General features: G+C 63.2%; 24 protein-coding genes and 1 pseudogene. 9 read left to right on the top strand and 16 right to left on the bottom strand.

Annotated elements, in window-relative coordinates:
- Nucleotides 1-39: 39 nt before the first annotated feature.
- From FJ974_RS10395 to FJ974_RS10365, 7 genes are all read right to left on the bottom strand, one after another.
- Nucleotides 40-504: a cupin domain-containing protein gene (locus FJ974_RS10395; RefSeq protein ID WP_140537318.1), complete on the bottom strand. Its 465-nt coding sequence runs from the start codon at nucleotides 502-504 to the stop codon at nucleotides 40-42.
- 339 nt (nucleotides 505-843) lie between these two features.
- A complete protein-coding gene (locus FJ974_RS10390) occupies nucleotides 844-1,407 on the bottom strand; it encodes a DUF4142 domain-containing protein (RefSeq protein ID WP_140537317.1) in 564 nt (187 codons plus the stop codon).
- Nucleotides 1,408-1,550: 143 nt separating this feature from the next.
- Nucleotides 1,551-2,294: a DUF899 family protein gene (locus FJ974_RS10385; RefSeq protein ID WP_140537315.1), complete on the bottom strand. Its 744-nt coding sequence runs from the start codon at nucleotides 2,292-2,294 to the stop codon at nucleotides 1,551-1,553.
- Between the two features lie 138 nt (nucleotides 2,295-2,432).
- The gene (locus FJ974_RS10380) at nucleotides 2,433-3,257 is read right to left on the bottom strand and encodes a carbohydrate ABC transporter permease (protein ID WP_140537313.1); all 825 of its coding nucleotides are present in this window, start codon (nucleotides 3,255-3,257) and stop codon (nucleotides 2,433-2,435) included.
- Nucleotide 3,258: 1 nt separating this feature from the next.
- A complete protein-coding gene (locus tag FJ974_RS10375) occupies nucleotides 3,259-4,173 on the bottom strand; it encodes a carbohydrate ABC transporter permease (protein WP_140537336.1) in 915 nt (304 codons plus the stop codon).
- A gap of 29 nt (nucleotides 4,174-4,202) precedes the next feature.
- On the bottom strand, nucleotides 4,203-5,471 hold the full coding sequence (locus FJ974_RS10370) for an ABC transporter substrate-binding protein (protein WP_226891545.1): 1,269 nt from the start codon (nucleotides 5,469-5,471) through the stop codon (nucleotides 4,203-4,205).
- A 354-nt stretch (nucleotides 5,472-5,825) separates the two neighbouring features.
- A complete protein-coding gene (locus tag FJ974_RS10365; RefSeq protein ID WP_140537312.1) occupies nucleotides 5,826-6,773 on the bottom strand; it encodes a lytic transglycosylase domain-containing protein in 948 nt (315 codons plus the stop codon).
- 167 nt (nucleotides 6,774-6,940) lie between these two features.
- On the opposite strand from FJ974_RS10365, the gene FJ974_RS10360 reads away from it, so the two are divergent.
- Complete coding sequence (locus tag FJ974_RS10360; protein WP_140537310.1) at nucleotides 6,941-7,510, top strand: methylated-DNA--[protein]-cysteine S-methyltransferase; 570 nt, start codon at nucleotides 6,941-6,943, stop codon at nucleotides 7,508-7,510.
- A 10-nt stretch (nucleotides 7,511-7,520) separates the two neighbouring features.
- Here the strand turns inward: FJ974_RS10360 and FJ974_RS10355 are convergent, their stop codons facing one another.
- Nucleotides 7,521-7,847 carry a hypothetical protein gene (locus tag FJ974_RS10355; RefSeq protein WP_140537309.1) on the bottom strand — a complete coding sequence of 109 codons (327 nt, stop codon included), beginning with the start codon at nucleotides 7,845-7,847 and terminating at the stop codon, nucleotides 7,521-7,523.
- 286 nt (nucleotides 7,848-8,133) lie between these two features.
- Between FJ974_RS10355 and FJ974_RS10350 the strand changes: the two genes are divergently transcribed.
- The 3 genes and pseudogenes from FJ974_RS10350 to FJ974_RS10340 all read left to right on the top strand — a co-directional run bounded on the left by FJ974_RS10350 (nucleotide 8,134) and on the right by FJ974_RS10340 (nucleotide 9,040).
- Nucleotides 8,134-8,346 carry a cold-shock protein gene (locus FJ974_RS10350; RefSeq protein ID WP_140537332.1) on the top strand — a complete coding sequence of 71 codons (213 nt, stop codon included), beginning with the start codon at nucleotides 8,134-8,136 and terminating at the stop codon, nucleotides 8,344-8,346.
- 247 nt (nucleotides 8,347-8,593) lie between these two features.
- Nucleotides 8,594-8,794: a hypothetical protein gene (locus tag FJ974_RS10345; protein ID WP_140537331.1), complete on the top strand. Its 201-nt coding sequence runs from the start codon at nucleotides 8,594-8,596 to the stop codon at nucleotides 8,792-8,794.
- Nucleotides 8,791-9,040, top strand: a pseudogene (locus tag FJ974_RS10340) (type II toxin-antitoxin system RelE family toxin). Before FJ974_RS10345 ends, FJ974_RS10340 begins: the two are co-directional and overlap by 4 nt.
- A gap of 51 nt (nucleotides 9,041-9,091) precedes the next feature.
- On the opposite strand, the gene FJ974_RS10335 reads toward FJ974_RS10340, so the two are convergent.
- From FJ974_RS10335 to FJ974_RS10325, 3 genes are all read right to left on the bottom strand, one after another.
- Complete coding sequence (locus FJ974_RS10335; protein WP_140537307.1) at nucleotides 9,092-9,700, bottom strand: glutathione S-transferase family protein; 609 nt, start codon at nucleotides 9,698-9,700, stop codon at nucleotides 9,092-9,094.
- A gap of 84 nt (nucleotides 9,701-9,784) precedes the next feature.
- On the bottom strand, nucleotides 9,785-10,645 hold the full coding sequence (locus FJ974_RS10330) for an EAL domain-containing protein (protein WP_140537305.1): 861 nt from the start codon (nucleotides 10,643-10,645) through the stop codon (nucleotides 9,785-9,787).
- Nucleotides 10,642-11,529, bottom strand: coding sequence for an EAL domain-containing protein (locus FJ974_RS10325; protein ID WP_140537304.1), 888 nt, complete (start codon nucleotides 11,527-11,529; stop codon nucleotides 10,642-10,644). The genes FJ974_RS10330 and FJ974_RS10325 overlap by 4 nt, the downstream gene beginning before the upstream one ends.
- A 204-nt stretch (nucleotides 11,530-11,733) precedes the next feature.
- On the opposite strand from FJ974_RS10325, the gene FJ974_RS10320 reads away from it, so the two are divergent.
- Nucleotides 11,734-12,936, top strand: a complete 1,203-nt coding sequence (locus FJ974_RS10320; RefSeq protein WP_140537302.1) for a pyridoxal phosphate-dependent aminotransferase — start codon at nucleotides 11,734-11,736, stop codon at nucleotides 12,934-12,936.
- 57 nt (nucleotides 12,937-12,993) lie between these two features.
- On the opposite strand, the gene FJ974_RS10315 is transcribed toward FJ974_RS10320, so the two are convergent.
- On the bottom strand, nucleotides 12,994-13,389 hold the full coding sequence (locus tag FJ974_RS10315; RefSeq protein ID WP_140537301.1) for a cupin domain-containing protein: 396 nt from the start codon (nucleotides 13,387-13,389) through the stop codon (nucleotides 12,994-12,996).
- Nucleotides 13,390-13,688: 299 nt separating this feature from the next.
- Here FJ974_RS10315 and FJ974_RS10310 point away from each other — a divergent pair, with 299 nt between their 5' ends.
- The 3 genes from FJ974_RS10310 to FJ974_RS10300 all read left to right on the top strand — a co-directional run bounded on the left by FJ974_RS10310 (nucleotide 13,689) and on the right by FJ974_RS10300 (nucleotide 18,701).
- Nucleotides 13,689-15,218: a putative bifunctional diguanylate cyclase/phosphodiesterase gene (locus FJ974_RS10310; RefSeq protein ID WP_140537299.1), complete on the top strand. Its 1,530-nt coding sequence runs from the start codon at nucleotides 13,689-13,691 to the stop codon at nucleotides 15,216-15,218.
- A gap of 151 nt (nucleotides 15,219-15,369) precedes the next feature.
- Nucleotides 15,370-17,421 carry an elongation factor G gene (locus tag FJ974_RS10305; protein WP_140537298.1) on the top strand — a complete coding sequence of 684 codons (2,052 nt, stop codon included), beginning with the start codon at nucleotides 15,370-15,372 and terminating at the stop codon, nucleotides 17,419-17,421.
- Between the two features lie 782 nt (nucleotides 17,422-18,203).
- Nucleotides 18,204-18,701, top strand: a complete 498-nt coding sequence (locus FJ974_RS10300; RefSeq protein WP_140537297.1) for a methyltransferase family protein — start codon at nucleotides 18,204-18,206, stop codon at nucleotides 18,699-18,701.
- A gap of 15 nt (nucleotides 18,702-18,716) precedes the next feature.
- Here the strand turns inward: FJ974_RS10300 and FJ974_RS10295 are convergent, their stop codons facing one another.
- Together FJ974_RS10295 and trxB are read right to left on the bottom strand one after the other, a co-directional pair.
- The gene (locus FJ974_RS10295; RefSeq protein ID WP_140537295.1) at nucleotides 18,717-19,613 is read right to left on the bottom strand and encodes a LysR family transcriptional regulator; all 897 of its coding nucleotides are present in this window, start codon (nucleotides 19,611-19,613) and stop codon (nucleotides 18,717-18,719) included.
- A 71-nt stretch (nucleotides 19,614-19,684) separates the two neighbouring features.
- The gene (trxB, locus tag FJ974_RS10290) at nucleotides 19,685-20,659 is read right to left on the bottom strand and encodes a thioredoxin-disulfide reductase (protein WP_140537294.1); all 975 of its coding nucleotides are present in this window, start codon (nucleotides 20,657-20,659) and stop codon (nucleotides 19,685-19,687) included.
- A 252-nt stretch (nucleotides 20,660-20,911) separates the two neighbouring features.
- On the opposite strand from trxB, the gene FJ974_RS10285 reads away from it, so the two are divergent.
- Nucleotides 20,912-21,388, top strand: coding sequence for an Lrp/AsnC family transcriptional regulator (locus FJ974_RS10285; protein WP_140537292.1), 477 nt, complete (start codon nucleotides 20,912-20,914; stop codon nucleotides 21,386-21,388).
- A 474-nt stretch (nucleotides 21,389-21,862) separates the two neighbouring features.
- Here the strand turns inward: FJ974_RS10285 and FJ974_RS10280 are convergent, their stop codons facing one another.
- On the bottom strand, nucleotides 21,863-22,510 hold the full coding sequence (locus FJ974_RS10280) for a D-glycero-alpha-D-manno-heptose-1,7-bisphosphate 7-phosphatase (protein WP_140537291.1): 648 nt from the start codon (nucleotides 22,508-22,510) through the stop codon (nucleotides 21,863-21,865).
- Nucleotides 22,503-23,075: an SIS domain-containing protein gene (locus FJ974_RS10275; protein WP_140537289.1), complete on the bottom strand. Its 573-nt coding sequence runs from the start codon at nucleotides 23,073-23,075 to the stop codon at nucleotides 22,503-22,505. Before FJ974_RS10275 ends, FJ974_RS10280 begins: the two co-directional genes overlap by 8 nt.
- Nucleotides 23,076-23,077: the final 2 nt, after the last annotated feature.

The following is a 23,077-nucleotide window of genomic DNA, read 5'->3' as shown; positions in this document are numbered from 1 at the left end:
CCACCGGCCGAACGCCAGCAGCAACGCATGATCCAGAGCTCACCCCTGCCCCGGATAAGGCATCCCGTCCTTGTGCAGGAAGCGTCCGTCCGAGCTCGGGCTCATCATGTCGATGTCGGAGCAGGTGATGAGATCGTCCGGGTTGCGTGAGCCGACCTCCAGATAGCGCGCCGTCACCGACGAGCGGTTGATCATGTGGTGGCCGTCGCCGCTGTCCTTGGGAAAGGTGGCGCAGTCGCCTGCCTTGAGCAGCGTCTCGCCGCCGTCCTCGACCAGCGTCAGCTCGCCCTCCAGCACGTAGACGAACTCGTCCTCATGGCTGTGCCAGTGGCGCTGGCTGGACCAGCCGCCCGGCGGGAGCGTCATCAGGTTGACGCCGAAATCCTTCAGCCCGCCGGCATCGCCCAGGCGGCGGCGGATGCGCTCGGCGCAGGGTTGGTCGAAAGGTGGCGGATAGCCGGAGCCTTTGCGGACCGGCACGGCGGATAGGTCGATCTTGGGCATGGGCACTCCCGGATTGATACTCCAAGTCTAACCCGCGGCGGGCGCAAACACAGAGCCAGCTTGCGGCGCTCGGTTCGCCAGTTGTCGCAACACTTGGAGCTTGGCGCAGGCTTCCCCCAGCGTCGTCATCCCAGGGCAAAGCAGGAGCGAAGCTCCGTCGCGGAGACCCTGGGATCCATTCCGTGACGTCGGCCGAAGGTCGCAGCGGAGCAGAATTCTGCGCCGTAGCAGCGCTCCAGAGTAACGGCATGGATCCTCGGGTCTGCGCTGCGTCGCTACGCTCCTCGCTTCGCCCGTGGATGACGAAGCGTAGGCGGCTCGGCCAATCTCAATCGGCCCTCACCCCTGATGCGCCACCGCCAGCTCCTTCACATGTGTCTCGTGCATCTTCAGCACCGGCAGCGTCTTCTTGGCGAATTCCTTCATCGCCGGGTCGTCGCCTGACTTCGAATAGGTGCTGAACAGGGCGACAGCGTCCTTATGCGCGTCGGTCTGCATGGTGATGTATTTCTGGTCGAAATCCTTGCCGCTCGCGCTCTTCAGCTCGTCGAGCATCTGCTGTTCCTTCGGCTGCAGGGCGGGGCCGGCGGGCTCGGTCGAGCCGGTGGTCTGGCCCTGGGCGAGCGCCGCCTTGAAATCCTTGCCGGCCTTGGTGTGGTCCTTGATCATCTGGCTGGCAAAAGCCTTGACGTCCTTCGACGCCGATTTTTGCTCGGCGAGCTTGCTCGACTGGATCTCGAATTCGTTGGCGTTGGGCACCGTCTTGATGAAGGTCTGGGTGTCGACCTTGCTGTCGGCCGCCATCGGCGCGGCCTTGGTGGAATTGCTGTTGCCCGATTGGGCAAGGGCTGCAGGCGCGCCGGCGAGCAGGGCGGCTGCGACCACGGTCAGAAGCGTTTTCATGAGAAATCTCCGATCCGGAATGGTCCCTCTGATCTTCCAACGCGGCATCGGCAGCAGGGTTGCGTCGAGCCCTGCGAAGCAGCTCGTAAGCAGCCAGTTCGCCGGAACCGTTCGGTATGCAACGCCCCTGCCGCCGCTCTATCCTAATGGCAGCACGCGCCGGAATATTGCAGCTGCTCGTGCCAGTCCGGCCGGCCTTCCGGGGTGAAATCCATCAGGTTCCACAGGATCTCGCAGGTGCCGATCGCGCGGGGGTCCTGGCCGGGGTCGGTCGGCGCAAAGCCAAGCTCCGACGACCAGAAATGGCGGATCCCCTCGGCATCGCGATGGAACACCGAAAGCAGCGGCACCTGCGCGCCGTCAGCCGTCTCGGAATTGTAGTCGCGCTTGAAACTGTTGCAGGCCGACGAGACAAGCCGCATGTTTTGCCAGCCGCGATCGCGGCCGAGCGCCGTCAGGTTGTCGAGGGCCGTCTTCGCTACCACGGCGAAGTTGAAGCCGGCCGCCTGCAAATGGCCGACGGCGCCGTCGAACTGGTCAAGCAGCGCGGTGCAGGACGGGCATAGTTGGTCCCGCCGCTCGAGCTTCGCCGTCTCGCCGCTGGTAGCCACATCGCGGGTTTCTTGCGGATGGCGCGGAAACATCATCTGATAGAGGATCAGCGTGTCCTTGCCCGGCGCGAACAGCTCCGACAGTTTTATCTCCGTGGGCTTGCCCTCGGCATCCAGCCCGTCGAAGACATAATCCTGCGGTACCAGTCCGCCGGGCGGCAGCGCGCGCCTTGCCGCGGCAACGGCTTCCATGGCGCGGCGCAATTCGATTTCCTTTTGCAGCAGCTTTTCGCGGGCGGTGCGGTATTTGGCGGATTCATTGGGAAAGGTGATCATGATCGGCTCCTTGGATCGCCGCGCCGGCGTCCCGGCGCGGATGGCTTTACGCCCTAAGGACGTGCCGGCCCGATCGCTTCCGACATTTTTTCACCCCGAAAACCAACCCGCTTCGCGGCATTCTCCACCGGTCGATGTTCATCCCTTGACGCCGCCGGCAGTGAGGCCGGAGACGATCTTGCGCTGGAAGATGAGCACCAGCACCACCAGCGGCACGGTGACGATCACCGACGCGGCCATGATGTTGCCCCACGGGATTTCGAACTGCGAATTGCCGGACAGCAGCGCGATCGCCACCGGCACGGTCCGCTGCGTATTATTGGAGGTGAAGGTGAGCGCAAACAGGAACTCGTTCCAGGCGCCGATGAAGGCGAGCATGCCGGTCGTCGCCAGCGCCGGCCACATCAGCGGCAGGAAGACGCGGGTGACGATGATCCACGGCGTCGCGCCATCGAGGATCGCCGCTTCCTCGACCTCGACCGGCAGGTCGCGCACGAAGGTGGTGAGCACCCAGACGATGAACGGCAAGGTGAAGATCATGTAGGAGAAGATCAGTGCGACGAGCGAATTGTAGAGGCCGAACATCCGGATAATCTCGAACAGGCCGGCCAGCACCGCCACCTGCGGGAACATCGAGACCGACAGGATGGCAAGCAGCAGGGCCGAGCGGCCGCGGAAGCGGATGCGCGCCAGCGCGTAGGCCGCGGTGACGCCGAGCAGCAGGGAGACCGAGACGACCGCCCCTGAGACGATCAGCGAGTTCACGAGATTGCGCGCGAAAGCGCCCTCGGTCAGCACGTTCCTGTAATTGCCGAGGCTGAACGTCCTCGGCCACAGGTCAGCCTGGAACAGCTCTGTTCCCGACTTCAGGCTGGTGACGATGGCATAGTAGAACGGGAACACCGCGACAAAGACGATCATCAAAACCAGCAGATAGAAGGCCGCGCGCTTCAGGATTCTCATCTCAACGGCCTCCGTCGAGGCTGATGCGGCCGATCCGTATGTAGGAAATCGTAAGCAGCGCGAGGATCAGGAAAAACAGGGTCGAGGCGGCTGAGCCGTAGGCGAACTTGTCGAACTCGAAAAGGTTCTCGCGGGTGAACACCGACATCGATTTGGTGTGCACATTATTGGGCGTCAGCACATAGATCAGATCGAAGATGCGCAGCGCATCGAGCGCGCGGAAGATGACGGCCACCATCACCGCCGGGCGGATGAGCGGCAACGTCACTTTCCAGAAAATCTGCCATGGGTTGGCGCCGTCGAGCCTGGCGACCTCGATGATCTCGCGCGGCAGCATCTGCAGTGCTGCAAGGATCAGCAGCGCCATGAACGGCGTCGTCTTCCAGATATCGACGATGAGTACGGCCGCCATCGCCGTGTCGGCCCTGGCGGTCCAGGCGATCTTGTGGCTGATCAGGCCGAGATTGACCAGCACGACATTGATGATGCCGAATTGGTCGTTGAGCATCCATTGCCACATCTTGGCCGAGACGATCGTCGGGATCGCCCAGGGGATGAGGATGGCCGCCCTGACGATGCCGCGGCCGGGGAAGTTGGCGTTGAGCACCAGGGCGACGATCGTGCCGAGCACCGTCTCGCACGTCACCGAGATCACAGTGAAGCGTGCGGTGTTCCAGACCGCGCCCCACCAGACCGGATCGACAAGCAGCCCGTCATAGAGCACCCGGCCGCTCGGCAGGCGCAGCACCGAGAAATAATTGGCGAAGCCGACAAATTGGCGGGCATCGAGGTCTGCCAGCGAAGCGTCCGTGAAACTGAAATAGACGGTGCGCAGCAGCGGCCAGCCGGCAACGGCGGCCAGCACCGCAAGCATCGGCGCCAGGAACAGCCATGCAGAGCGCACGCGCTGCGCCATCAGCCGCGGTCGCCTCGCAGGCGTGACGCTCACCAGCCCTTGCCCTTCAACTTGGTCAGCCTCGCTTCAAGGTCTGCCAGATTGCCGGCGGCGCTGCCTTCGCCCGACATGGTGTTGTGCACGGCCGTCCAGAACTGGCTCGACGCCTCGTTGTATTTGATCTTGACGGTGGCCGACGGGCGCGGCACCGCGTTGAGGAAAATCTGCTTCCAGCGCGGCACGATCGGCTGTTGCCTGGCGATATCAGCATCGTCATAGAGCGCCTCTATGGTTGGCAGATTGGCCGTCTTCAGCGTGCGGTATTTCTGCATCTGCGGCGAGGCGATGAACTTGACCAGCTCGATCGCGGCATCCCGGTGTTTCGAATATTTGGAGACCGCCAGGTTCCAGCCGCCGAGCGTCGCCACGGGGCGGGCGCCCTCGCCTGTGCCAGCCGGCAGCGGCGCCACGTCGAACTCGCCCTTGATCGGCGAATCCGCGCTGTTGCCGAGCGCATAGGCGTAAGGCCAGTTGCGCATGAAAACCGCATTGCCGGTCTGCCAGACGCCGCGCGATTCCTCCTCCTGGTAGGCAAGCACACCGGGAGGCGAGATGGTGCCGATCCAGCCCCTGGCCATGTCGAGCGCGGCCGCGGCTCTCGGGTTGTTGATAGAAACCGTTCCGTCCGGCTCGATAATCTGGCCGCCGCCATTCGACATCACCCATTCGAGCGCATCGCAGGTCAGCCCCTCATAGGCGTTGCCCTGGAAGACGAAGCCCCAGATATCCTTGTTGCCGGCCGCGCGCTCCTTGTCCACGACCAGCCTGGCGGTGTCGGCCAGCTCCTTCCAGGTGGCCGGCACCTTGGCACCGTATTTGTCGAGCAGATCCTTGCGGTAATAGAGCGCCGGCGCATCGGTGAAGATCGGCAGCGCCACCAGCCTGCCATTGACGGTCTGCGACTGGATGATCGACGGGAAATGCTCAGCCACGATATCCCTGGTCGCCTCCGTCAGGTCGACGAGCTGGCTGGCGAGCTGCGGCGCCCAGATGACGTCGGTCTGGTAGACGTCGATGTCGGTGTTTCCGGCGGCAAGCCACAACCGGTAAAGGCCGAACTGGTCGGTCGTCGATGGTGGCAGGACAACGATAGTGACCTTGTTGCCGCTTTGCTTCTCATAGCGGTCGAGTATCTCGCGCAGCACCTTGATGCCATTGCCGGTGTCTCCCGACACGATCGACAGATCGACCGCGCGGGCCGGAGCGGCCATCAGCATGATGCCGAGCGCAAGCGCAACAAAGGCGTGAAAGAGCTTCACGGCGGCGGATCTCCCGCGGAGCTGGGACCCTAGCGCGTCAACAGCTCGTCAGATGCCCACCCAGCCCCTTGAATGCGGGGCGGCGCTTTGGGTTCCCGACACAGGCTATTCGGTGGCCGAGCCGCCTGAAGACGGTCGGAGATTAGCGGGATCGATGCTTCCGCGGAGCAAAAGCGGGCGGGCTCCGAAACCCGCCGCCCCGGAGCCCGCCTTAGGAGTGGCTGACACATGCCGGCGCAGCCTCCTCCGACGCCTTGCCAGCGTCGATCCCCGATCGCCGCCCGGCATCTCGATGAATTAGCATTCCCTAAGGTCAGCCAATGTGAAGGAGTTCACAAACCAAGGGACTTCCGCTCAGGCGTCGGGCGGCAGACGGTGCCCCTTGCGGTCGGCGCCGAGGCCGGTCGCATCGAGCAGACCCTTGCGTTTGGCGTCGTAGTAATAGCCGGTCTGGTAGAGCTGGTCGGCGCGCTTGGCGTTGCCGCCGGCCACCAGCCAGGCGCCGCGCAGATATTTCACCGCGTATTTGAGATTGGTCTCGGCGTCGAAGAGGCCGGTCGCCGGTCCGTCATAGCCCATGCCGCGCGCCGTCGTGTGCTTGATCTGCATCAGCCCCCAATGGCCGTGATTGTAGGCTTTCGGGTTGAAGGTGCTCTCGCGATTGACGACATGGCGAACCAGGTCGATCGGCACTTCATAGAGCGCGGAATATTTCTCGATCAGCCGCTCGATCTCGGCGCGCGGGCCGCTGGCATGCTGCTCGGGCTGCCCCGGGGGAGCGAGCAGTGCCGGGTTCTGCGGCACGACATAGGCGACCTGCTGGACGCCCGGCATTGCTACGGCCTTCACCGACTGGCCGGTGACCGGCATGGCGACGGCGGCCGTTGCGTAGACGGGCGCCGCCTTGAGTGCGGCAGGGCTGGTCGGCACCGCGGCCGCTATGAGCGCCGGCGCCGAGGGAAACTGTCCGGCGACGGGCGTCGAGCCGGCAAAGGCCGCCGGCTGCGCGGGCGGCGGCAATGGCGCCCCAGGCTGCGCGGGCGCCGGCAGCGACGTGCCAGCCGGCGCCGCTGCGGCATCGCCTGTCAGCACGGCTGTCTGCACCGGAACCAGACCGGAGGATTCAGGCAGCACCGCCACCGTTTCAGGCAGCATAACGGTCGGTGTGTCGTCCTCGACCGTCGGGGTTGAAGCCGCCGCAAGCGCCGGCGCGGCCTTCGTCTGCGAGGTCGAAGTACAGCCGCTGAGACCGGCCGCTGCAACGAGCACGCCGATCGCGGTAAGGATGATTTTAACTGGCAAGCCGTGCGGGTCCGGTTTGTCGGGCTGTTAAGAAGTCCTTACACCAGCGCTTTTTCCCCGGCAATCCGGGTAGAGCGATGGTTTTCGGGTGGTGGATGGCCGTCCGAAGCGCCATATTGTTCCCGATATGTATCGGATTTCCTCCGTGGGACGGAAAGGAGAATGTCATGGAAACCGCCGCTCGGACCACCGCCGGCCATGCCGTCTTCGAGACGGCGCTCGGCTTCATGGGCATCGCCTGGAGCGAGGCAGGGCTGATCCGGCTTTGCCTGCCGCAGCGCAATCGCGACTCCGTGGAACGCCGGCTGCACAAGCATCCCGCCGTCGCCGCATCAACCGCCGAGCCGCAATGGGTTGTCGATCTGATCGCCTCGATCAAGGCCTACGCCGCGGGTGAGGATGTCGATTTCTCCGGCGTCCCGGTCGATCTCGCCGGCGTCGACGATTTCCGCCTTGCCATCTATGATGCGGCGCGCAAGCTCGCCTTCGGCGAGACCACCACCTATGGCGAGTTGGCGAAGCGTGCCGGCCATGCCGGGCTTGCCCGCGAAACCGGGGCGGCGTTGGGCTCGAACCCGGTGCCGCTGGTCATCCCATGCCACCGCATCCTTGCCGCGGGCGGCAAGATCGGCGGCTTCTCCGCGCCGGGCGGCTCGACCACCAAGGAAAAGATGCTGGCCATGGAAGGCGTGCGCGTCGGCCCGCCGCCGGCCGCGCAGGCTTCGTTCGGTTTCTGATTCCAGGGCCTCAGTGCCTGAGGATACGGCGGCGGAAATGCCGGTCGAAGTCGGGCCTTTTGCAGACATAGACCGCGCAGGACCTTGTGTCGGCGCTCGGCACATAGGCCCTCGATCTGATCTCGCCCATGTTGCAGAAACGCTCGTCCTGCACATAGCGGTCGTAGAGCGGCAGCCCCGGCACGCGCGTCGACTGATAGCGCAGGATGACGGCGCCTTGCCTGGCGATCGTCGCCTGCACCCTGTCGCAGCTCATGCGCGTCGGGTCGTAGCGCGAGACCGCCTGCGCCTCGGCGCCCACCAGCATCAGGCAGGCGGCAAGCAGAATGGCTTTCATGATCGTCTCCCAAAACCGCGGCGGCGAACGTGCCGTTTGCCTCCACAACGCGCGCCCGGCCGCAAAAATTCCACGCGATCGGCGCGGCCATTCGACGGCATCCCGGTGCTTCCCACCATACCGTCTTGTTTTCGTCCGCAAAACATCCTATATCCCCGGTATTGAATTTGGCCGATCGATCGGGCCTCGCGATCCTTCGCGTTTGCTGACGTCTATCTCCAAAATTTCGATACCACCGGCTGGACTTCGGTCCGGTCAAACCAAAGCAAATGTGAAGGACACTCTAATGGCAACTGGTACGGTCAAGTGGTTCAACGCCACCAAGGGCTTCGGTTTCATCCAGCCTGACGCCGGCGGCGCGGACGTTTTCGTCCACATCTCCGCTGTCGAACGCGCTGGCATGAGCACCCTCGTCGAGGGCCAGAAAATCAACTTCGAGATCGAGCAGGACCGCCGCACCGGCAAGTCCGCGGCTGGATCTCTGAGCAAGGCAGCCTGATTTTTGCGAATGGCGCGCGCCGGACGAAGGTTCGGGGCGCGCGGCAAGTCACGGATGTACTGACGGTCGCGTGAGAAGCGCGCCGGAGCGAAAAGAACCGACAAGCTGGAACAGCAGATAGCTGCCAGCCCGGACCGGACGCTCCCGATCAGGCTACCGAAATGGGAAGGCGGGCATTGTCCCGCCTTTTTATTTGTCTGTATCACGGTTGTTGGCCTCGCCGAGGCAATTATGTTATTTGCTCGCCATGACCAAGCTAGAACAGATCGAAAAGTCCATCGCCGAACTGAGCCCTGACGAGCTGAAGGCGTTTGCCGCCTGGTTCGAGGAGCTTCAGGCGGATATGTGGGATCGGCAGATCGGGGCCGACGCAAAAGCGGGACGGCTGGACAAACTTGCGGAACAGGCTTTGGCCGATCATCGCGCCGGCCGGACCCGGCCTCTGTGAATCACTTTGCCGCTCCCTCTTTCTGGGAGGCTTACGGCAAATTGCCCTCCTCAATCCGGACAAAGGCGGACAATAGTTTCGCCAGATTACGCGCTGATCCCTTTCACCCTTCCCTGCATTTGAAGTTGGTTGGACGTTACTGGTCGGCGCGGGTTGACCTGAATTACCGCGCTGTGTCAGTCCGCGACCATGACGATCTGGTTCTGGATCGGCACCCATTCCGAGTATGACCGGCTTGTTAAATAGGTGCGCCTGCGAACGCTGCTGCCGCAGGGAAGTGACGGTAGCGAGAGAAAACTACCCCACCCACTCGATCGGCACATGGCCCTTGTCGGCCTCGACCCGCTTCAGCCAGGCAACAACGGCCGGATAGGCATCGAGCTGGAAGCCACCCATCTCGGCGGTGTGGGTGTAGGCATAGAGCGCGATGTCGGCGACGCTGAAGGCGCCGCCGGTGAAGAAGGCGTCTGTCTCCAGATGCCTGTTCATCACGCCGAGCGCCTTGTTGCCGCGCTCCAATGTGAGCGCCAGCCGTTCCGGCGTCGCATCTTTGGCCCGCTCGGGAAAGGTGAGCAGCGCCTTGCGCACGGCGATATAGGGCTCGTGGCTGTATTGTTCGAAGAACAGCCACTGGTAGGCCAGCGCCCGCTCGTATCTGTCGGCCGGCAGGAAGCGCGTGCCTTCGGCGAGATAGAGCAGGATGGCATTGGATTCGGCGATGCGCCTGCCATCGTCGAGCTCGAGCAGCGGCACCATGGCGTTCGGATTCTTGGCGACATAGTCGGCCTTGCGCGTCTCGCCGGTATGTGAATTCACCTCGACGCGGGTGAAGGGCGTGCCGAGCTTGGCCATCAACAGACGCGGCTTGTAGCAATTGCCGCTGTCGATCATGTCGTAAAGGATCATGCCATTGTCCCCGTGCAGTCGATCGGAAAGGCTTTAACTCGCCTGCGCAGGTCTCATCCAGTGATTTGTTTTTAGGTAAAAACATCAGCGGCGCTGATGCAACGGCACGACCTTGTTGTCGATCCCGAGCAGCGCATCGACCGACATCGGCTCTTCGTTGAAGATCGTGCCGGCGAGCGCCGGGCGCGCCAGATGGAACCCCTGCAGGAGGTCGACGCCGCCATCCAGCGCGACGCGCAGATGCGTGGCCTGCTCGATGCCTTCGACAAGCACCTTGGCGCCGTGGTCGTGCAGCATCGAGACCAGCGGCCGGAAGAACCGCTCGGCGGCGGCATGCCGGCAGAACTCGGCGAACCAGGCGCCGTCGATCTTGACGATATCGGGGGAAAGCAGGCCGATGCGCTCCTCGGTCGAATGGCCGGTGCCGAAATCGTCTATGGCGATACGGATGCCGTCGCGTTTCATTTCCCGCACGAGGCGGGTGAGAACCTGGTTGTCGGCCGCCTGTTCGGTGATCTCGCAAACCAGCATGGCCGGCTCCAGGCCGAAATCGCCGAGATGCCGGGTCATCACCCGGATTTCGGCCAGCGCCCGCCCGAGATGATCATTGATCAGCGGATTGTAATTGAAGAACAGGGAGAGCCCGTCGACGCCGATGTTCCGGTAATTGCCGAGATGCAGCATCCGGCACATCGTCTCGACGAACAGGCGGTCCGATGCCGGTACGCTGTCGAAGAACACAGGCGTCGCCACCGGCCTCGCGGCGCGGCGCGGCTCGATCAACGCTTCGACGGCGACTGCTTGAAGTGTCCTGCCCTGCGGCGCGAAGATCGGCTGATAGGCGCTCCACAGCCGGAACTCGCCATAAACACCGAACTGAATGCCGATCTCGTCGGCGAAGATCGCCTCGGCGGCGTTCCGCCGCCTGTCCGGCCGCGCGCTCACGGCGCGGTCCTGCGCCCGAACGCCTTTGCCGGCCGCGCCGGCGACTCCGGCGCTGGGCTGGCTGTGGCCTTGCTGTCCTCGACCGGCGGCGGGCCCTTGCCGAAAACCCGAAAACTGGTCGGGGCCAGTTCCGGCCGGGCAAGCACGTAGCCTTGCACCATCGAGGCGCCTGACTTCTCCGCCAGTTCGAGCTGCCAGCCTTCCTCGATGCCTTCGAATACGGTGCGGATGTCTTGCTGTTCGAAACCCTTCACCATGGCGGTCAGCAGCGCGAAGCCGGCGCCGGACTCCATCAGCTGGGTGATCCAGAGGGCGTCGAATTTGACGACGTCCGGCCGCAATTCCTTGATGCGGTTGATGTCGGAATCATCAGCGCCATAATCGTCGACGGCGATGCGGAAACCGTTGGCCCTCAGCGCCTCGACGAAACTGTAAAGCGTCTCCTGCGAAGCCGATTTCTGCTCCGTGACCTCGCAGACGATGCGGCGCGGATCGATGCCTGCTTCGTGCAGCACCAGGCGCATGTCGCGCAACGCCTTGTCGGTAATGCCGCGGTCGGTGAAGACAGACGGGTCGAAATTGATGAAGATCGACGCCTCCTGCGGCAGGCAGGCGCCGGCGTTCAACAGATGCAGCGTGCGCGTCAGCGCCTCGATATGCAGCCGGTCGCCGGTCGGACAGGTGCTGAAGAAGCTCATCGGCGACTGCGGCTCGCCGTCGCGGAATGGCCGGATCAGCCCCTCGAAGGCGACGACCGAAAGCTTGCCCTCGTTGAAGGCGAAGATCGGCTGGAAGGCGCTCCGCAGCGTATAGATTCCCCAGACACCGCTGGAGGTGCCGTCATCATGACGGATGATGTGAGCAAGCCCGATGCTGCGCGACAAGGGTCCCTCGCTCCGCGACATGGCGGAATTCAATCTGCGATCCTGCCAGTGAAGGGTTTACCGGTCGTTGATGAATTTAAGGTTGCCGCTCACGCCACCTTGACCTCTGGCTCATCCGACAATGCTTGCGCTTGGCGAGATGATGCGACATGAGAGGCGCCGCGGCCGCTGCTGGCCGCCCGATATTCCAGGAGACCTCCAGTCATGGCCTTTCTCGCCGACGCCCTTTCCCGCGTAAAGCCTTCCGCGACCATCGCGGTGACGCAGAAAGCGCGCGAGCTGAAAAATGCCGGCCGTGACGTCATCGGCCTTGGCGCCGGCGAGCCGGATTTCGATACGCCCGACAACATCAAGAACGCGGCGATCGAAGCGATCCGCCGTGGCGAGACCAAATATCCGCCGGTGTCGGGCATCGCGCCGCTGCGCGAGGCGATCGCCAGGAAATTCAAGCGCGAGAACAATCTTGACTACCGGCCGGAGCAGACCATCGTCGGCACCGGCGGCAAGCAGATCCTGTTCAACGCTTTCATGGCGACGCTGAACCCAGGCGACGAGGTGATCATTCCGCGCCCCTATTGGGTGAGCTATCCGGAAATGGTGGCGATCTGCGGCGGCACGTCCATTTTTGCCGACACCTCGATCGACAACGGCTTCAAGCTCACACCGCAAATGCTGGAAAAGGCGATCACGCCGAAGACCAAATGGCTGCTGATGAATTCGCCGTCCAATCCGTCGGGCGCCGCATACACGGAAGCCGAATTGCGGGCGCTCGCCGATGTCCTTTTGAAGCATCCGCACGTCTGGACGCTGACAGACGACATGTACGAGCACCTGACCTATGGCGACTTCGTCTTCAGGACCATCGCCGAAGTCGAGCCGAGCCTCTACGAGCGCACGCTGACCATGAACGGCGTCTCGAAGGCCTACGCCATGACCGGCTGGCGTATCGGCTATGCAGCCGGTCCCGTGCAGCTGATCAAGGCGATGGACATGATCCAGGGCCAGCAGACGTCGGGCGCCTGCACCATCGCGCAATGGGCATCGGTCGAGGCGCTCAACGGCCCTCAGGATTTCATCGCCAGGAATAAGGCGATCTTCCAGGGCAGGCGCGACCTCGTCGTATCGATGCTCAACCAGGCGCGCGGCATCACCTGCCCGTCGCCGGAAGGCGCCTTCTATGTCTATCCTTCCTGCGCGCAGCTGATCGGCAGGAAGACGAGGAGCGGCAAGGTGATCGAAACCGATGAGGCCTTCTGCTCGGAGCTGCTCGAGGCCGAGGGCGTGGCGGTGGTGTTCGGTTCGGCCTTCGGTCTCGGCCCGAACTTCCGCATCTCTTACGCCACCTCCGAAGCGCTGCTGGAGGAAGCCTGCACCCGCATCCAGCGCTTTACCGCGTCGCTGACCTGATCGGCAAAGCCATCACCGGCATCCGGGAACCCGGCTCAGGGCCGGGATGGGCGCCGGTCAGCTGCCGTACTGTTCGGCGGAGACTTCTTCCAGCCACTCGGCGTGAACACCCTCGAGCGCCTCCTGCATGGCGATATGCGTCATTGCTGTTTTCGCGCCGGCGCCATGCCAGTGCTTTTCGCCGGGCGCGAAGGAGATGACGTCGCCAGCCCTGATCACCTCGACCGGCCCATCCCACGTCTGCGCCAGGCCGGAGCCGGCCGTGACATAGAGCGTCTGGCCGAGCGGATGCGTGTGCCAATGAGTTCGCGCGCCGGGTTCGAAGCTGACCAGCGTTGCCCTCAGCCGCGCCGGCGCCTCCTTCTCGATAATCGGCGTCTGCAGCACTCGTCCGGTGAAATATTTATCCGGCGCGATGATCGTCGGCACGCTGCCGCATACAATGATCTTCACGTTGAAATCCTCAAGGCTTGTCGGATGGTGCAGCCGCAAGCGCGGCGCCTCGTTATCCCAGTTTCAACCGATATCGGAACTGGTGCAACAGGCCGCTGCCGGAATGGCGTCGGGCCGCCTTTGCGGCACGAACGGCACGTTTCATCAAATCCCGCAAAACCTCGTCACAAGCTGTTGCTTTTTAACCATAAACTGCGCCCCCCCAAAAGGGCGCGCAGGAATATGGCGCGCCGGTCGCCGCGCTTAATGTTTCTTAACGGCTAGGCTCTAGCCATGGCGCGTGCTGTGGGGGCGCGGACATGAGCATTTTGGCGACGATCAAGGACCATAGCGGCAGGATTTACCGCGGCATTCAGGCATTGCTTGTGGTCAGCATTGGCGCCATCGCGCTTGCCGCTTTCGGGCTGACCGAGAACGCCTCGCGCGCCAGTGCCCTTACCATGTCAGCGGCATCGACCTGCCTGGCGCTTGTGGTGCTGATGTATATGCGCTCGAGCGTCGTCCAGCGCCTGCAATCGGCGGAGGCCGCCGAGGCCGAGAAGCACCGCTTTCTGACGATCGACGCGATGACCGGCGCCATGACGCGCCGCTATTTCATCGAGGCGCTGCGCGACAGGCTGGGCACCTTGCGCAACCGGCGGGAGGCAGCCCTGCTGCTGATCGACGTCGACCATTTCAAGCAGCTCAACGACACCTTCGGCCACCAGTTCGGCGATATCGCCCTGGCGCATCTGGTCAAGGAAGCCGAGCGCATCTTCACCGACGGGGTCATTGGAAGGCTCGGCGGCGACGAGTTCGGCGTCTTTCTGCCCCATGGCGACATGGCCTTCATCCAAAGGGATGTGCGGCGGTTGCTGGAAACGATGCGGGCCGGAAAACGGCACGAGGGCAAGGTCATTCCGCTTTCGATCTCGGTGGGCGTCGCACTTGCTCCGCTGCACGCCTCCAACGCGACGGAATTGATGCTGCTGGCCGACCTCGCGCTCTATGAGAGCAAAGCCGGTGGCCGGGGCCGTATCACCGTGTTCGACGAGGAGATGCTGTCGGACAAGCGCTATCGCCGGCTGGTCGAGCGCGAGTTGCGCGCCGCCATCTATCTCGGCGAGTTGGAGCTCCATTACCAGCCGATCGTCGAGCCCGATGGCTCCATCGACTCGCTCGAGGGCCTGATCCGCTGGCGCCATCCCGTCCGCGGCCTGATCTCGCCGGCCGAATTCATCCCGATCGCCGAGCGCTCGACCCTCATCGACATGATCGGCGAGTGGGTCTTCAAGCGCGCCTGCGCCGACATTGGCCACTTTCCAGGACGGCGAATCTCGGTCAACGTGTCAGGCGAGCAGCTGAAGCGCGACGAGATCGTGACCATGTGCGACCGCATACTGCGAGAGAGCGGCAGGTCGGCATCCGAGTTCATCATCGAGATCACCGAGACGGTTGCGACCGCCGCCACGCCGGAGATCCTCAGGCGCCTGGAAGCCCTACGCGGCCTCGGCTTCCACATCGCGCTCGATGATTTCGGCACCGGCCATTGCGGCTTCAACTACCTGAAGACCTTGCCCATCGACTGCGTCAAGATCGACCGGTCCTACATCCGCAGCCTCGCGCACGACCAGGTGGCGCAGATCTTCGTTTCGGCGCTGGCCCAGATCGCGCGCATCCAGGACATCACCATCGTTGCCGAAGGCGTGGAGACGTCGGAGGAATTCGCCCTTGCCCGCACGGCCGGCTGCAGCCGTTTCCAGGGCTATTTCTTCGGCAGGCCAGCACCGCGCGACAAGATCAGCGCCCTGTGCGCCGCCGGCAACGAGCCGCTTGCCCTGATTGCCTGACAAACCCAAAGCCGGCGAATTCCTATTTTTCTTGCCCTCCCCGCAAACCCGTGTGACGATGCCTTTGGGCAGGTGGTGAAATAAACCCCGCCCGCGACGGCCGAGCAGGCCGGCCGCCGCTCCCAGGGAAACGCCTGAGTGGAGGTCAGCCATGGGTACTCGCGCCGGAGGACGACGCACGGGACCGAAATGCATTGCCATAGTCGGTCCCTTCGCAAGCGGTAAGACGACACTTCTCGAAGCCATCCTCGCCCGAACGGGCGCCATTCCCCGCCAGAATCCGGTTTCATCGGGCAACACTGTCTCCGATCATTCGCCCGAGGCCCGCGCCCACGCCATGAGCGTCGAGGCGACCTTCGCCACCACGGAATTCATGGGCGAACCGTTCACCTTCGTCGACTGCCCCGGCTCGATCGAATTCGCCTTCGAGGCCGAGCCGGTGCTTGCCGCTTGCGACATGGCTGTGGTCGTGGCCGAGGCCGACGAGAAGAAGATCCCGGCGCTGCAGCTCATCATGCGCAAGCTCGACGATCTCGGCGTGCCGCGCATCCTGTTCCTGAACAAGGTCGACAAGGCTATCGCCGGCGTGCGCGACACGCTGAAGATGCTGCAGCCGGCAAGTTCGGTGCCGCTGCTGTTGCGCCAGATTCCGCTGCGCAAGGATGGCGTCGTCATCGGCTCGATCGATCTGGCGCTGGAGCGCGCCTACATCTATCGCGAATATGCCGAGAGCGAGGTCGCCGAGATACCGGGCGACGACAAGGCGCGCGAGCTGGAGGCACGCTTCTCGATGCTGGAGACGCTGGCCGACCACGACGACCAGCTGATGGAGCAATTGCTGGAGGAGATCGAGCCGCCAAAGGACGCGATTTTCGACGACCTTGCCGCAGACCTGCGCATCGGCGCGGTGACGCCGGTGCTGATCGGCACCGCCGAGAAAGGCAATGGCGTGCTGCGCCTGTTGAAGACGATCCGTCATGATGCGCCGGATGTCGAGGCGACCCGCAAGCACCTGGGCGCGCCCGACGGCAACCAGACTGTCGTGCAGGTGATGAAGACCATCCACACGGCGCATGGCGGCAAACTGTCGGTCTCGCGGGTGCTTTCCGGGCAACTGGCCGACGCGGCCGAGCTTTTCCTCTCCAATGGCGACACGGCGAAGGTTTCAGGCATCTACAGGATGCTCGGCAAGGACCAGTCCAAGCTGGCCTCCGCCAAGGCTGGCGATACCGTTGCGCTCGGCAAGCTCGACAACGTCAAGACCGGCCAGACGCTGAGTTCGGCCAAAGGGGGCATCAGGCCGCTGGTCACGCTGGAAGCGCCGCAGCCGGTCTTTGCCTTCGCGCTGCGTCCCAAGGAGCGCAAGGACGAGGTCAAGATGTCGGCGGCGATCCAAAGGCTCGCCGAGGAGGATCCTTCGCTCAGCCTGCGACACAACCAGGACTCGGCTGAAACCGTGCTGTCGGGGCATGGCGAAATGCATCTGCGCGTGGTGCGAGAGCGCCTGGAGGGCAAGAACCAGATCCCGATCGAGGGTCACACCCCGGCGGTGCCTTATCGGGAAACGATCCGCAAAGGCGCGCAGCAGCGCGGCCGCCACAAGAAGCAGTCAGGCGGTCACGGCCAGTTCGGCGACGTGGTGATCGAGATCAAGCCGCTGCCGCGCGGCTCGGGCTTCCAGTTCACCGACACCATCACCGGCGGCGTCGTGCCCAAGACCTACATCCAGTCGGTGGAGACAGGCATTCGCGACTATCTGAAATCCGGCCCGCTCGGCTTCCCGGTCGTCGATGTCGCGGTCAACTTATCGGACGGCTCCTACCATGCCGTCGATTCGTCCGACATGGCCTTCCAGATGGCGGCGAAACTGGCGATGAAGGAAGGCATGGCGGCCTGTTCGCCGGTCCTGCTGGAGCCGATCATGAAGGTCGAGATCGTCACGCCTTCCGATGCGACCTCGAAGATCATCGCGCTGATCCCGCAGCGGCGCGGCCAGATCCTCGGCTACGACGCGCGGCCCGACTGGCCGGGATGGGACGTGGTCGAGGCGACGATGCCGCAGGCCGAAATCGGCGACCTGATCATCGAGTTGCGTTCGGCAACGGCCGGCGTCGCCAGCTACAGGGCCGCGTTCGACCACATGGCCGAGCTCACCGGCCGGCTGGCCGACGAGGCGATGAACGCCAACGGCAAAGCCGCCTAGAGCAATTCCAGGAAAAGTGTGAGCGGTTTTCCGTCCGGAATTGCGTGAGAACAAGGAGATTGTGCGGTTCGCCGTTTCCGTGAAACGGTGAACCGCACTAGCAGGTCGGCCTACCTGACAGGCTTCTGTTGGAGACATGAAAACGGCGCCCGGAGCATCCGGACGCCGTCTTGCGGACCGTTTTCCTGGGAGGCAAACGGCAGGTCCGCCGCAGCAGGAAAAATGGTTCGGACGCGGCAGCTGCCTGAGCCCGGTCTATTCGAGTGATGCCCCCATCTCCCGAACCGACCAACCGCGTCCTATGATCTACTTAATCCATAGAGTGCGTCTGCGACATGTTACCCAATGTTACATGTCACTGTTACGTGGGCCTCGGGAACGCTTTTCCAGCCGCTGCGTGACCTGCGCGCAACAAAAAAGCCGGATCAATAAAGATCCGGCTGAGTTTGATTGGAAGTGCCGATTAAGGCTAACCTCCAGAGGGGAACACTCGAGGGCGCTAATGGGAGGAGAACGCGCCCTGGAGATGAACTATATATGTGCTCATCATGCCCAAGAAACAAGCATCTATTTTGCAACACACGCATGCAAAAAGAGGCAGGCTGTGGTCCAACCCCTCCCGAGAACCGATAGGACCAGAAAAATTGCCGATTCCGAAGCCTCTTCGGACCTAAAGCGATTGCTGAAATGCAAAGCGGAGCCGATTCTGCTTGGAAATACGTGAAATACCAAATGATGCGGATTCGGGCAGCCAGCGTATATTTTTGCGGCAGGAGAGTCAGATGCGGACTTTTTCGGCAATCGCCGGCAGCGCCCTGTTCCTTGTCGCCGCGCCTGGCGTCGTCGCCGGGCTGGTGCCCTGGCTGCTGACCCAACATTATCGCATGCCGCTGTCGACCATTCCGGGCTTTGCGCCGGCAGGCTGGATCCTGGTGGTCGCCGCAGCAGCGATCCTGCTTCATGCCTTCGCCCGTTTCGCCCTGGAGGGCCTGGGCACGCCGGCTCCCGTTGCGCCGACCGAGAAACTGGTGATCGGCGGCATCTACCGCCATGTGCGCAACCCGATGTATGTCGCGGTGCTGTCGATCATTCTCGGCCAGGCGCTGCTGTTTTCGAGCTGGGCCGTCATTGTTTATGGGATGATCGCCGGCGCGGCGATGATCTCCTTCGTCAAGGTCTACGAAGAGCCGACGCTCGCTTGCCGCTACGGTGCCGAATATGAAACCTACCGCCGCGCGGTCCCCGGCTGGCTGCCGCGCATCACGCCCTGGCGGGGCTAAGCCTGTCGCAATGACCTAGTAAGACCAGCTGCGCGCCTTGGCGATGATGAAATCGCGGAAGACGTGCAGCTTGGCCTGGTTCTTCATCGCGTCGGGATAGGCGAAATAGGTGTCGAAGGACGGCACCTCCGTCTCCGGCAAAAGTTGCACCAGACCGGAATCCTTGTTGATCACATAGTCGGGCAGCATGGCGATGCCGGCGCCGCCCTGGACCGCGCGCTTGATCGACAAAATATCGTTGATCTGCAGCGTCGGCACTCTTTGGCCGCCCTCGAAATCGCCGACCGTCTCCAGCCAGTTCAGCTCCGACAAATGCGAGGGCACCGGCACGCCGAAGGTGACGATGCGATGGTTCCTGAGCTCGGCGACCGAGGCCGGCTTGCCGAACTTCGCCACATAGGACGGTGCCGCGTAGAGATGGAAATGCACGGTGAACAACCGGCGCTGGATGAGATCGGGCTGCTGCGGCTGGCGCAGCCGAATGGCGCAATCGGCCTGGCGCATGGTGAGGTCGAGCTCCTCATTGGCGAGGATCAGTTGCAGGCTGATCTCGGGATAGAGCTCGATGAACTCCTGCACGCGCTCGGTCAGCCAGCCGGCGCCGAGGCCCACCGTGGTCGTCACCCGCAGCACGCCGGAGGGCCGATCCTTGGTCTCGGTCAGCCGTGTCTTGATGGTCTCCAGCTTCATCAGCACGTCATGTGCCGTGCGGAACAGCATCTCGCCCTGCTCGGTCAGCACCAGCCCGCGGGCATGGCGATTAAACAGCGCCACGCCGACATCATGCTCCAGCGCGCTGACCTGCCGCGAGATCGCCGATTGCGAAAGATGCAGCGTCTCGGCGGCATGGGTGAACGACCCAGCCTCCGCCGCAGCGTGAAACACGCGTAGCTTGTCCCAGTCCAGCGCCATGATTCCCCTCGCGTTGCCTGTTTGGCGTCTGAATGAAAAATCAGGCTTTTAAACGGCTTTCGGCCGATTGCTTATTCCGCCGCTTCGCGGTGAACTTCTATTCCCGCCAGGTATTTTTCCGCCTCGAGCGCGGCCATGCAGCCAAGCCCGGCCGCCGTCACCGCCTGCCGGTAGATATCGTCGGTGACGTCGCCCGCGGCAAACACGCCGGGCACATCGGTGCGGGTCGAATCCGGCGCCGTCCACAGATAGCCGTTCGGCTTCTGCTTCAGTTTGCCGGCGAAAAGCTCAACCGCGGGCGCATGGCCGATCGCGACGAAGACGCCGTCGACCTTAAGCCGCGACGCCTCTCCGGTCGCCACATTGCGCAGCTTCAGCCCCTCGACCGAAGGCGGCAGCGGCGCCCTTCCCGGCTGCCCGGTGATCTCGTCGACGACCGTGTCCCAGATGACGCGGACATTGTCCTTCTTGAACAGCCGTTCGCGCAGGATGCGCTCGGCGCGGAAATCGCTGCGCCGGTGAATGACGGTGACGGTCTTGGCGAGGTTCGACAGATAGAGCGCTTCCTCCACTGCCGAATTGCCGCCGCCTACCACCGCGACGTCCTTGCCCCGGTAGAAGAAGCCGTCGCAGGTGGCGCAGGCCGACACGCCGAAGCCCATGAAGGTCTGCTCCGACGGAATGCCAAGCCACTTGGCCTGCGCGCCGGTAGCGATGATCAGCGCATCGGCGGTGTAGACGGTGCCGGAATCGCCGGTGGCGCGGAACGGCCGCACCTCGAGATCCACCTCGGTGATGATGTCGTTGATGACCTCGGTGCCGACATGCTCGGCCTGCTTCAGCATTTGCTCCATCAGCCACGGGCCCTGGATCGGATCGGCAAAGCCCGGATAATTCTCGACGTCGGTGGTAATCATCAGCTGGCCACCCTGCTGCAGCCCGGCGACCAGCATCGGCTTCAGCATGGCGCGGGCGGCATAGATCGCCGCCGTATAGCCGGCCGGCCCGGAGCCGATGATGAGAACAGGCGCGTGTTTGGTTGTCATGAGATCCTCTGCGAAGGGGACAGCGGGAAGCATTGAAAATCCCGTCCGACGTCGCGGGTAATGTAAGTGTTGCCTACGATGCCAGCAAGGCAGGTTGGCGTTCGTCCCCGGAAAGCTTCAACGCTGTGAATAGTCGCGGAACAGCGGTTTTTGCAACAGGCCTAAAATCGCACATGGGAGGGCTGGCAGGGACGTAAAAGTCGTTTAATTACAAAACCACGAAAGATTCTTGCGCCGAGCCGAGAGACTGCCATGCCGCTCAAAGCCGATCTCGATGCCATCGACTGGAAGATCCTGCGCGAGTTGCAGGATGACGGGCGCATGACCAATGTCGAGTTGTCGAACCGGGTCGGCATCTCGGCGCCGCCTTGCCTGCGCCGCGTCAGGCGGCTCGAGGAGACCGGCATCATCCGCGGCTACCGCGCGCTTCTCAACGCCCCGGCGCTCGGCATGGACGTCGTCGCCTTCTGCCTCATCGGCCTTCACCACCAGGCCGACGCCGAGCTCAAGACCTTCGCCGAGCGCACGCGCGGCTGGTCGATCGTGCGCGACGCCTGGATGGTGTCGGGCGAATCCGACTTCCTGCTGCATTGCGTGGCAAGCGATCTCGGCACGTTCCAGACTTTCGTCATCGAGCAGCTGGCTTCCGCCCCGAATGTCGACACGGTGCGCACCGCGCTGACCATCCGCCGCGTCAAGGACGAGGGGCTGGTGGCGTTCGGGACCTGATAAAGCGAGATTAACTTCGAAAAGCATGCGCAGCGCTGACTAAGACATATCCCAATAGACATGCTGCTACCTCTCCAATAACTGGCAAGAGAACGAAGCCGTCGCCAGGTCCAGGGCTCTCGCCAGGGGACATGTCCGGCAAAGCTAAAAAAGCTACCAAAATAGGTGAGCAAACAAGCCAGGCGATTGTGATGACATGCGGCAACCATTTGAGACGGGACATGTTCATGGAGGCCAGAAACGCCGCGCCAAGCGCAATTATGTTCACGACGAATATAAGCGAGACCGCGAATTCTGGCGGCAAAATCGTAGGGTATCCTAGGTCAGATTGCTTAAACATGGTCAATGGATTTCCCCGCTTTTATTGAGGGAATAAGTCTGAAATTTTTTGCCTGAATGATGTCTCATCTCTGCAGTTTTTCTGCAAAAGCCGCATATTGTGGTCGTTGGCGGAACGGGTCCGGAAGTGGTCAGCTAACTCAGTCTCGACCTGAGCGCCTCCATGGCCCCCAGCAGCCCATCCCGGTCGCCGTTGTCCCGCAGCGACAGAACCTCAAAGCCTGCTTCCTTGATGGCTTCACCGTCGACGAGCCATCCGCGCGCCAGACCGGCGCGCTGGCCTGCCTCCATGTCCGCGGCTTTATCGCCGACGATCAGTGACCGCTGGAGATCGAGGCCAAGACGCTTCTGCGCCTCGATCAGCATGCCCGGATTGGGCTTGCGCATGGGATGGTCGGCTACGCCCAGCGGGCCGGAGCCGGCCTCGTGGTAAGCGCAGGCAAGCACCATGTCGACGAAGGCGTTCCTCTCACCAAGAAGGTCGAGCACGCGCCGGTTGACCCGCGCGAACGCATCCCATCCGAAATAGCCGCGCGCGATGCCGGACTGGTTGCTGACCATGACCACCGGGACGCCACACCGGTTAGCCGCCTCGATCGCCGGCGCGATACCGTCGCGCAGCACCACGTCGGCCGGATCGTCGGGATAGCCGGTATCGACATTGATGGTGCCGTCGCGGTCGAGGAACAGCGCCGGTCGGCCGCTCGGAAAATCCCTGGTGCCGACGCGCTCGACCCAGAGGCCGGGCTCGACGAGCGGAAAGCCGCTCTTTTCGTCAGCCATCGCTGAGACGCGCTTCGACCGCTTCACACAAGTGGTGGTAGAGGCACACATGCCCCTGCTGGATGATCGGCGTCGAGGTCGACGGCACGTTGAGCAGGATATCGGTCAGCGGCTTGAGCTTGCCGCCGGTGTCGCCGGTCAGGCTGATCACCGTCATGCCCATCGCCCGCGCCTGCTCGGCTGCGGCAAGGATGCTCGGCGAGTTGCCGCTGGTCGAGATGGCGAGCAGCACTGCGCCTTGCGAGCCATGCGCCTCGACCTGGCGCGAGAACACGGTGTCGAAGCCGTAATCATTGCCCCAGGCGGTCAGCACCCCGGCGTTGGCCGATAGTGCGATGACATTGTAGGCCTTGCGCTCCCTTAGGAAGCGGCCGACCAGTTCGGTGGCGATATGGATGGCATCGCTGGCCGAGCCACCATTGCCGCAGATCAGCAGCGCCTTGCCTTGCGACAACGCCTCGACGACGGTGGTGACGGCACGCTCCATCTCTTTCGTGAGGTCGCGCTCGACCATCGCCGAGATCACCGCCGCGGAGCGGACCAGATAATCGTTCAGTTCGGACATCA

The organism is Mesorhizobium sp. B1-1-8, assembly GCF_006442795.2.
Taxonomy (GTDB): Bacteria; Pseudomonadota; Alphaproteobacteria; order Rhizobiales; family Rhizobiaceae; genus Mesorhizobium.
The sequence above is the reverse complement of the archived record's forward strand: the minus strand, read 5'-3'. Positions and strand labels throughout refer to the sequence as shown.

Excerpts from the sequence above, each read along its gene's own strand:
- FJ974_RS10310 (WP_140537299.1), top strand. The coding sequence starts at position 13,689 with ATGAGCATTTTGGCGACGATCAAGGACCATAGCGGCAGGATTTACCGC.
- FJ974_RS10275 (WP_140537289.1), bottom strand. The coding sequence starts at position 23,075 with ATGTCCGAACTGAACGATTATCTGGTCCGCTCCGCGGCGGTGATCTCG.
- FJ974_RS10375 (WP_140537336.1), bottom strand. The coding sequence starts at position 4,173 with ATGGCGCAGCGCGTGCGCTCTGCATGGCTGTTCCTGGCGCCGATGCTT.
- FJ974_RS10380 (WP_140537313.1), bottom strand. The coding sequence starts at position 3,257 with ATGAGAATCCTGAAGCGCGCGGCCTTCTATCTGCTGGTTTTGATGATC.
- FJ974_RS10335 (WP_140537307.1), bottom strand. The coding sequence starts at position 9,700 with ATGATCCTTTACGACATGATCGACAGCGGCAATTGCTACAAGCCGCGT.
- FJ974_RS10390 (WP_140537317.1), bottom strand. The coding sequence starts at position 1,407 with ATGAAAACGCTTCTGACCGTGGTCGCAGCCGCCCTGCTCGCCGGCGCG.
- FJ974_RS10350 (WP_140537332.1), top strand. The coding sequence starts at position 8,134 with ATGGCAACTGGTACGGTCAAGTGGTTCAACGCCACCAAGGGCTTCGGT.
- FJ974_RS10395 (WP_140537318.1), bottom strand. The coding sequence starts at position 504 with ATGCCCAAGATCGACCTATCCGCCGTGCCGGTCCGCAAAGGCTCCGGC.
- FJ974_RS10285 (WP_140537292.1), top strand. The coding sequence starts at position 20,912 with ATGCCGCTCAAAGCCGATCTCGATGCCATCGACTGGAAGATCCTGCGC.
- FJ974_RS10295 (WP_140537295.1), bottom strand. The coding sequence starts at position 19,613 with ATGGCGCTGGACTGGGACAAGCTACGCGTGTTTCACGCTGCGGCGGAG.
- FJ974_RS10345 (WP_140537331.1), top strand. The coding sequence starts at position 8,594 with ATGACCAAGCTAGAACAGATCGAAAAGTCCATCGCCGAACTGAGCCCT.
- FJ974_RS10360 (WP_140537310.1), top strand. The coding sequence starts at position 6,941 with ATGGAAACCGCCGCTCGGACCACCGCCGGCCATGCCGTCTTCGAGACG.
- FJ974_RS10385 (WP_140537315.1), bottom strand. The coding sequence starts at position 2,294 with ATGATCACCTTTCCCAATGAATCCGCCAAATACCGCACCGCCCGCGAA.
- FJ974_RS10280 (WP_140537291.1), bottom strand. The coding sequence starts at position 22,510 with ATGGCTGACGAAAAGAGCGGCTTTCCGCTCGTCGAGCCCGGCCTCTGG.
- FJ974_RS10320 (WP_140537302.1), top strand. The coding sequence starts at position 11,734 with ATGGCCTTTCTCGCCGACGCCCTTTCCCGCGTAAAGCCTTCCGCGACC.
- FJ974_RS10300 (WP_140537297.1), top strand. The coding sequence starts at position 18,204 with ATGCGGACTTTTTCGGCAATCGCCGGCAGCGCCCTGTTCCTTGTCGCC.
- FJ974_RS10305 (WP_140537298.1), top strand. The coding sequence starts at position 15,370 with ATGGGTACTCGCGCCGGAGGACGACGCACGGGACCGAAATGCATTGCC.
- trxB (WP_140537294.1), bottom strand. The coding sequence starts at position 20,659 with ATGACAACCAAACACGCGCCTGTTCTCATCATCGGCTCCGGGCCGGCC.
- FJ974_RS10355 (WP_140537309.1), bottom strand. The coding sequence starts at position 7,847 with ATGAAAGCCATTCTGCTTGCCGCCTGCCTGATGCTGGTGGGCGCCGAG.